This window comes from Embleya sp. NPDC055664 (assembly GCF_053618075.1).
Window position 1 is genome coordinate 1 of the sequence record NZ_JBSHGZ010000084.1, and the last position, 6,983, is coordinate 6,983.

At 71.7% G+C, this 6,983-nt stretch carries 5 protein-coding genes; 2 read left to right on the forward strand and 3 right to left on the reverse strand.

What is annotated here, in order from left to right; genetic code table 11:
• The coding region (locus ACWGR4_RS47990) for a helix-turn-helix domain-containing protein (protein ID WP_452133957.1) at positions 1–889 on the reverse strand (889 nt) is incomplete at its 3' end.
• A 147-nt stretch (positions 890–1,036) separates the two neighbouring features.
• Between ACWGR4_RS47990 and ACWGR4_RS47995 the strand changes: the two genes are divergently transcribed.
• On the forward strand, positions 1,037–2,581 hold the full coding sequence (locus tag ACWGR4_RS47995; protein WP_452133956.1) for an MFS transporter: 1,545 nt from the start codon (positions 1,037–1,039) through the stop codon (positions 2,579–2,581).
• 330 nt (positions 2,582–2,911) lie between these two features.
• Here ACWGR4_RS47995 and ACWGR4_RS48000 read toward each other — a convergent pair whose 3' ends face one another.
• Both ACWGR4_RS48000 and ACWGR4_RS48005 read right to left on the reverse strand, forming a co-directional pair.
• Positions 2,912–3,118: a hypothetical protein gene (locus tag ACWGR4_RS48000; protein ID WP_452133955.1), complete on the reverse strand. Its 207-nt coding sequence runs from the start codon at positions 3,116–3,118 to the stop codon at positions 2,912–2,914.
• Between the two features lie 316 nt (positions 3,119–3,434).
• Entirely contained in the window at positions 3,435–5,294 is a 1,860-nt protein-coding gene (locus ACWGR4_RS48005) for a type IV secretory system conjugative DNA transfer family protein (protein ID WP_452133954.1), read from the reverse strand.
• Between the two features lie 898 nt (positions 5,295–6,192).
• Between ACWGR4_RS48005 and ACWGR4_RS48010 the strand changes: the two genes are divergently transcribed.
• Positions 6,193–6,792, forward strand: coding sequence for a cysteine dioxygenase (locus tag ACWGR4_RS48010; protein WP_452133953.1), 600 nt, complete (start codon positions 6,193–6,195; stop codon positions 6,790–6,792).
• Positions 6,793–6,983: the final 191 nt, after the last annotated feature.

Genomic DNA, 6,983 nt, shown 5'->3' on the forward strand with positions numbered 1-6,983 from the left:
AGCGCGGTTCCGCGGCTGCGGTCGGGGGTGCGGTCGCGGGCGGGGCGGTGTTCTCGTTGCGGCCCAGGCCGGCCAGGCGGCGTAGTGCGTGCTCGGATGCGGAGCCCGGCTCGGCGGCGAACAGGTCGAGGCCGCTGTAGTCGAGGTCGCCGGGCAGAGTCACCAGTTCGCCGTACAACTCCAGGTCGCCGACGACGGGATGGTGCAGCCGGTAGAAGCGGTGGCCCGTGCGTGCGACGGGATGGGACGACCACATCCGTGCGAACTCGGGACTGGCCGCGCGCAGCCGCTCGATGTGTGCGGTCAGGCGCGGGTCGCCTCGGTAGCAGGCGGACAACACCCTCAGGTGCGCGACGTGTTCGACCGCCGTGCGCTCCCAGTTGTCGCCGTGCAGGTCGCGTATGTCCGGCCGGAGGAAGATCAGGTCGGAGATGCTGCGCTCGCCCTCGGGCATGGCCGCGAAGTCGCCGAAGAGCGCGGTCGCGACCGGGTTCCACGCCACCACCTCGGTGTGCCGCCCGACCAGGATCGCCGGGGTCGCGTCGAAGGACGCCACCAGGTGCCGCAGGCCCGGGCGCGGCGGGACGGTGGTCCCGGGGCAGGTGCGGGCGTCGGGCCTGGCGAGTTGGTTCAGGTACGTCCGCTCGTCCTCGTCCAGGCGCAACGCCCTCCCGATCGTGGCCAGGATCTCCGTTGAGACGCTGTCGGCCCGGCCCTGTTCGAGGCGCGTGTAGTGCGCGACGCTGACACCGGCGAGACCCGCCAGCTCCTCGCGGCGCAGGCCCGCGACGCGGCGGCGGCCGCCGTACGCCCGCAGCCCGACGTCCTCCGGACTCAGACGGGCGCGGCGGGACTTGAGGAACTCGCTCAGTTCGATACGTGCGTCCACACCGCGACCATAACCGGGACGGTGCGAGGGTGATCACGCGGTGCGTAGGCAAAGTCGGGACCTGGGTAGCCCGCGGCGGTGCGCCCACGCTGGGAAGCGACCCAGCCGCCCGCCTCACTCCCGAGGCCATTTCCGGAGGTCGGCCCCATGCCGTCGCCTGCCAACCTCGTACGCCCCACCAACCTCACACGCCCCGCCTGGACACTCGCCCTCCTCGCTCTCGCGGGCCTGATCACCGCGCTCGACTTCACGATCGTGTACGTCGCTCTGCCCGAGATCGCCGCCGACGTCGGCTTCTCCGACCGCGGGCTGCAGTGGGTCGTCAGCTCGTACGCCGTCGTGTACGGCGGACTCCTGCTGCTTGGCGGCCGCCTCGCGGACCTGCTCGGCAGACGCCGAATGTTCGTGCTCGGCCTGGCGCTGTACGGCGCCGGCTCGCTGCTGGGCGGCCTCGCCACCGCGCCGGCAGCACTGATCGGCGCGCGGGCCGTGCAGGGCGTGGGCGGCGCGGTCCTGTTCCCCGCGACGCTGTCGCTTGTGAACACGCTGTTCGAGGAGGGGCATTCGCGGACCCGAGCGCTGACCGTGTGGGCGGTGTCGGGAGCGGGTGGGCTGAGCCTGGGTGCGCTGCTCGGCGGCGTATTGACAAGTGTGTTCGGTTGGCAGGCGGTGTTCTATGTGAACGTGCCGCTGGTCGTGGTCGCCGCGTCGGCCGCGTTCGCGCTGCTGCCCGCCGACGCGGCGTGGCGCGGCGGATGTGAGGGGCGCGAAGTGCGCGAAGGCCGGAATGGACGCGGCGAGCACGACGGGCGCCGCGGTGTGGGTGTGGCGCGGCCCGGCTTCGACTTCCCGGGCGCGTTGACCGGTACGGTCGGGCTCACCCTGCTGGTGTTCGCGATTGCGCAGGGGCCGGAGTGGGGTTGGACGGATCCCCGGGTGCCGGGCGCGGCGGGAGTGGCACTGCTGTTGCTCGCGGGATTCGTCGCGGTGGAGTCGCGGACGGCCGATCCGCTGCTGCCGCTGCGCCTGTTCAAGCAGCGCGGTCTGACGGCCGCGACCGGGGTGATCCTGGTGTTCGGACTGACTCTGCAGGCCGTGCCGTTCTTTCTGACGTTGTGGTTCCAAAACGAGATGGGCTTTTCGGCGCTGCGTACAGGGGTCGCGTTTCTGGGGCCGACGCTGTCGATCACAGTGGGCAATCTCGCGGGTGAGCGCCTCGTGGGGCGTCTGGGCGTGCGTCGCACACTGATGGTCGGGTTCGCGGTCGCGGCGCTGGGGGCCGCGGTGCTGGCGCTGGGGATGACGGACGACTCGACGTACATCGGACTGCTGCCCGGCATCGTCGCCTTCGGGCTGGGCACCGGCACCTTGTTCACCACGATGTGGGTCGCCGCCGCGTCGGGCGTCGCGGACGCCGAGCAGGGCGCCGCGACCGGACTGGCGTCCACCGCACTCCAGTTCGGCTCCGGGGCCGGCCTGGCGGTGCTGGTTTCCATGGGCGGGATCCGGACGGCCGTGGCGGTGGTCGCGGTGGGCGCCCTCATCGGTCTCCCGGCCGCGTTGACTCTCCCGAAGGCCGTGCGGCCTTCTGCCGATCCGGCCGAGGCCGGGCCCGCCGATCCGATCGGTCGGTCTTCTTCGTCCTCGTCCTCGTCCTCGGCGCGGTCACGCTCGGCCCGCGACGTCTCGTAGGCGTGGGCGGTCTGCTCCGATGTGGCGTCTGCGTCGGACGGGCGCATGTCGCTTCCCCGCACCACCACGCGCGGCAGCGAGTGCATGCCGTGGTGGTCCCCGTGAAGCCGGTGCTCGCCACACCTCGGTGTCAGGGATGGAAACCTCCTGCGGCATCGCACCCGTCGGTGCCGGGTGCGATGTCGCTGTGTCTCCGGCGTGTGACGGATCAGGGCGGCGATGTACCTCGGTGCCCTCGGTCGGTTGCCGCGAACGCACGAAACCGTACACACGGTCCGCAACCGGACGCCGTGTGCGCGGGCGGCGATCACAGGTGTCGGCGATGTTCCGTCAGCGGTCGAAGAAGCGAACCACTCGATGTTCCACTCCATCGATGACCTTCGTTTCCCCGGCGTTGGAGTAGAACTCGGTGGGACCCAGGGGAGTTTCGTCGGGATCGGCATCGTCGGGATCCGCGTCGATACGGGAGCCGTCGTGCTCGAACGTTGCCGTGGTGCCGTCGTAGGTACCACCCTCGAAGTACACGTGTTCGACCATGGGCACATTATCCACCCGTGGTGGCGGCCTCCGCCGAGGGTGAATCCGGAGCGGTCGTGAAGACGGCACGATCGATCGTCGAGGTTGAGGATGTGCGCGTTGGTGACACACCGCCGAGTCGACGGCGACACCACTCAAGGACAGACGGCCCGGACGCGGCCGGCGACTTCGCGACACGGATCGCGGGCACGACCACCGGTGCGAGTCGCCGGGACGTCGGTGCCCATGACGGTGCGTCGGCGTCCGGGGCAGCACCACCGCCCGGCGGTGACGCCGCCGCAGGGAGCGATCCGCCGACCCCCGCCGGCCCCCGCGGTCAGCGCCGCGCGCCACGAGGGCGCGGGCCACTCGCGGGCCCCGCGACAGCCCCCGCCCCGGCCGATGTCGCCCGCCGCGAAGGTCGCTCGCGTACGACCCGGGGCCGCGAGGCGGCGGCTCGCACCCACGGGTTCGCCCGAGCCGACGGCGAGTGGGCCGTGATCGAAGCCCGGACCGCGTCCGCGTACGGCCCGTGCCACCACGGCAGCGGCTCGACCAGGACCGGGCGCCGTCCGCTCATCAGCACCAGCGCCCGCCCGCGCGGCATCGACGCCAGGTCGGCGACATCCAGAACCGGCTCGGACCGAGACGAACGCCCGACCGAATCGGGCCACCACGCCGACGAACGCCGCGTGGTGCTCGTGGTGCGTGGCTCGAACACTCCCGTGGCGGCGGACAGTACGCCCAGGAAGCGGGTATCCGACACGCCACCGCCGTACACCCGGACGTTGGCCGCCCCCCACAACTTGGCCATCCCGACCTCGCCCCACACGGCGGCGCCCTGTGCCCAGGACTGCAGGATCGTCATCATCACAATGCCCCGCGAGCCGTAGTGGCTGTACATCGTCGGGAGTTCCTGCCACGGGCAGACGTTCGCGGCCTCGTCCAACACGAACACCGTCGGCACGGCCAACCGGCCACCCGGACTCCCTATCGCCGCACCCTCGCTCGCGTAGGCGATCGCCGTGGTCAGCGCCAACACCAGCGGCGCCGCCATCTTGCTCGTCTCCTCGGACAGCAGATAGATCGTGCCGCCGACCACGGAGGCGAACCGCGCGTGCGAGAACTCGCGCCGCGCGGGATCGCCACCCGGCGTCACCCACCTCGTGACCTCCGGCGCGGACAGGAACGACGCCATCTGCAGCGCCGTCCCGTACACCCCGGCCCGCTGCGGCCCTGGTGCCGTCAGCACCCCCTCCACCGCGTCGGCCGCCGACGTGTGCCCACGGCGACGCAGGATCCGAGCCGGGGTGTCGTCGGTTGCCCGGGTGAGCCAGGTGTACACGTCGGTGATCGGCCGCCCGTCGACGGAGGCGGCGAGCATCAGATGACCGAACAGGTCCTGCCCGGCGGGCTCGAAATACCCGTCACTGCGCGTGTGCGGGGCACGATTGACGCTCGCGAAGATCGACGCCAACGTGATGGCGTTGACCACGTTGTCCCCGATGAACGTCAGCGGATTCCACCACCACGTCGCCGGCTCGCCCGCCTGGGCCTGCGGGTCGAACACCCACACCGGGCCTCGTCGCCCACGCACACCACGCGTCGCGTCCAGGATGTCCCGCTTGTTCGAGGTCACCACCACGGTGCCCGGCGCCGACACCACGGCCGGGATCGCACGTGTGACGGTCTTGCCGGTACGCGGCCCCCAGATGTCCACGTGCATGTCCTCCCACGAACCCCACAGGTCCCGACCGCCGCGCACGGTCCGCCCCACCCGCAACCCGGGCCCCGCGCCGCGCCGCACCCCCATCCGGCGCGCCGCCGCACGAGCGCCGCGCGTGGTCGTCTCCCGCAACTCCCACCGGGAGGCCAGGTATCGCACGGCCCGGTCGATCCGGTGCACCTCCCGACTCCGCACCTCACGTCGGACGGCGAACCCGCACGCGCCCACCACGCCCGCCATCACCACCGCGGCGACGGTTGCCCACCCGCCCGGCCAGGAGTACTCGCCGGCGACCCACTCGACGACGAACACCACCGGGGGCGGCGGCGGTTGCGCCCCGTGCAAGCGTGCGCCGACGTGGGCCGCCAGCCACAGCCAGGCGCAGACCAGGACGGCGCCGCCCACCAGGACGACGAGGAAAACGACAGGATTGTGCAGGGAGGGGCCTCGGCCCCGATGGGTGGCGCTCACCGCGTGTCCGCTTTCGATCGACCGAATACCGGCAGGGTTCGATCGCGCAGATCCACCGACTACTTGCCGACGACGTCCCGTCACCACACCGCGGGCATGGCCTCACTCCCGGGCCGACCCACACACCGGGGCGAGGCCGCCGGCCCCGACACCACACACGCGGCGAACACGAACGCCGCCGCCCTTTCGGCGGAAGCTACGCGTACCGGCCGCGACAACGGGTCCCCGGCGGAACCGCGCGGTGACAAAGGCGATGACGGCACCACACACCACGCCGACCGACCGAGCGGACGGGTGAACACGACAACGCCGGGCGAGACCCACCGCCGACCGTGTCCATGTCCACCGACCTCCGAGACGAGTGCGCTTGCCCGGCGCTCGGATCACCCCACGAAAGGTCGACGATCGAACGAGCGCTCCCCCAATCCTAGACACCAGTCCCCGACTTCACGCCACACGCCCCCGACGACGCCACACCGCGCGGGGCAACCGGCTTGACATACCGGCCCGTCACTGGTTGTGTCCCTCGGCGTGAACGGTCACACGATCTTGTTCCGACGCACCCACGTGGACCTCGTCCGGCACGCGGGCTGCCTGTGTAGCGGCCGGCGCTGACCTCGCCTCCAGCTCTTCCCCAGCGCACTTCGCCGTTGCCCCGGCCGTAGCCGTCGAAGCGATCGAGGGCGTCGAGGGCCGGCCTTCGCCACCCTCCGCCGTTCGTCGTCCCGAGGGCCTGCTGCCGCATGCCCGATCATCCCCATCCCACCGTGCGTCCAAGTCCCGACGCCCGGTGCCGGATCGACCCTTTCCGCGTCCGTCGGGAGGTCGGTGCCCGAGGTCGGATCGGCACATGAGGGAGTCACCGCGAAGCGCCGCCGCACCGATCCGAGGACTCTGCATGCCCACATCGCCCACCACCTTCGGCCACCCCGTCGTCCCGAGGTCTCGCACGTCTTCCGGTACGACCGCCGAACCCGCGGCCGTGCCGCACCCGACCGCCCGCGCCGAACGCCGAACGGACCCGCTCCTGGGCTACGCGGTCGAGACGGCGGCCGATCCCACGCTCCTCGACCGGCTGCCTCTCGACGCCACCCAACGCACCTGGATCCGCCTTTCCGCACCGGCCGGATGCGACGCCTGGCTCATCGGCTGGCCCCCCGGAACACGCACGGGATGGCACGACCACGGCGGCTCACGCGGCGCGTTCCACGTCCTGCGCGGCGAACTCGTCGAGTCCACCATCCGCGTGAGCACCCTCCCCACCCGAATCCGAGAACGAGTACCGATGGCGCCGCATCAACCCCCGCCCCTGCGCCTGACGACCGGCCGAGGCCGTGCCTTCGGCCCCTCCCACGTCCACGACGTCCACAACGATTCCCCCACGGTTCACGCCGTCTCCCTCCACCTCTACAGCCCTGCCCTGCCCCTGATGCGCCGCTACGCGATCACCGACGGCGACTTCCTCCTGGAAACGATCGAACGCGCCGAGGACTGGTGATCCCGGGCCCCGCCCACGACGGCCGCCGTACCGATTCGCGCCTGTGCCAAGGCGGTTGCCCGATGCGAGGTCCGCCACCGGCATCCTGGGCAGGGGGCGCACCGGCCGCCATGGCCTCCACGCGGTCATCCGCCCGAACACCCACGCCCACATCATCCGTTCCACGGCGCCGCCGCGGGCGTGAGTTTCCC

Bases quoted from the DNA above. Each gene is read 5' to 3' on its own strand.
- ACWGR4_RS48000 (WP_452133955.1), bottom strand. From the start codon at position 3,118: ATGGTCGAACACGTGTACTTCGAGGGTGGTACCTACGACGGCACCACG.
- ACWGR4_RS48010 (WP_452133953.1), top strand. From the start codon at position 6,193: ATGCCCACATCGCCCACCACCTTCGGCCACCCCGTCGTCCCGAGGTCT.
- ACWGR4_RS47995 (WP_452133956.1), top strand. From the start codon at position 1,037: ATGCCGTCGCCTGCCAACCTCGTACGCCCCACCAACCTCACACGCCCC.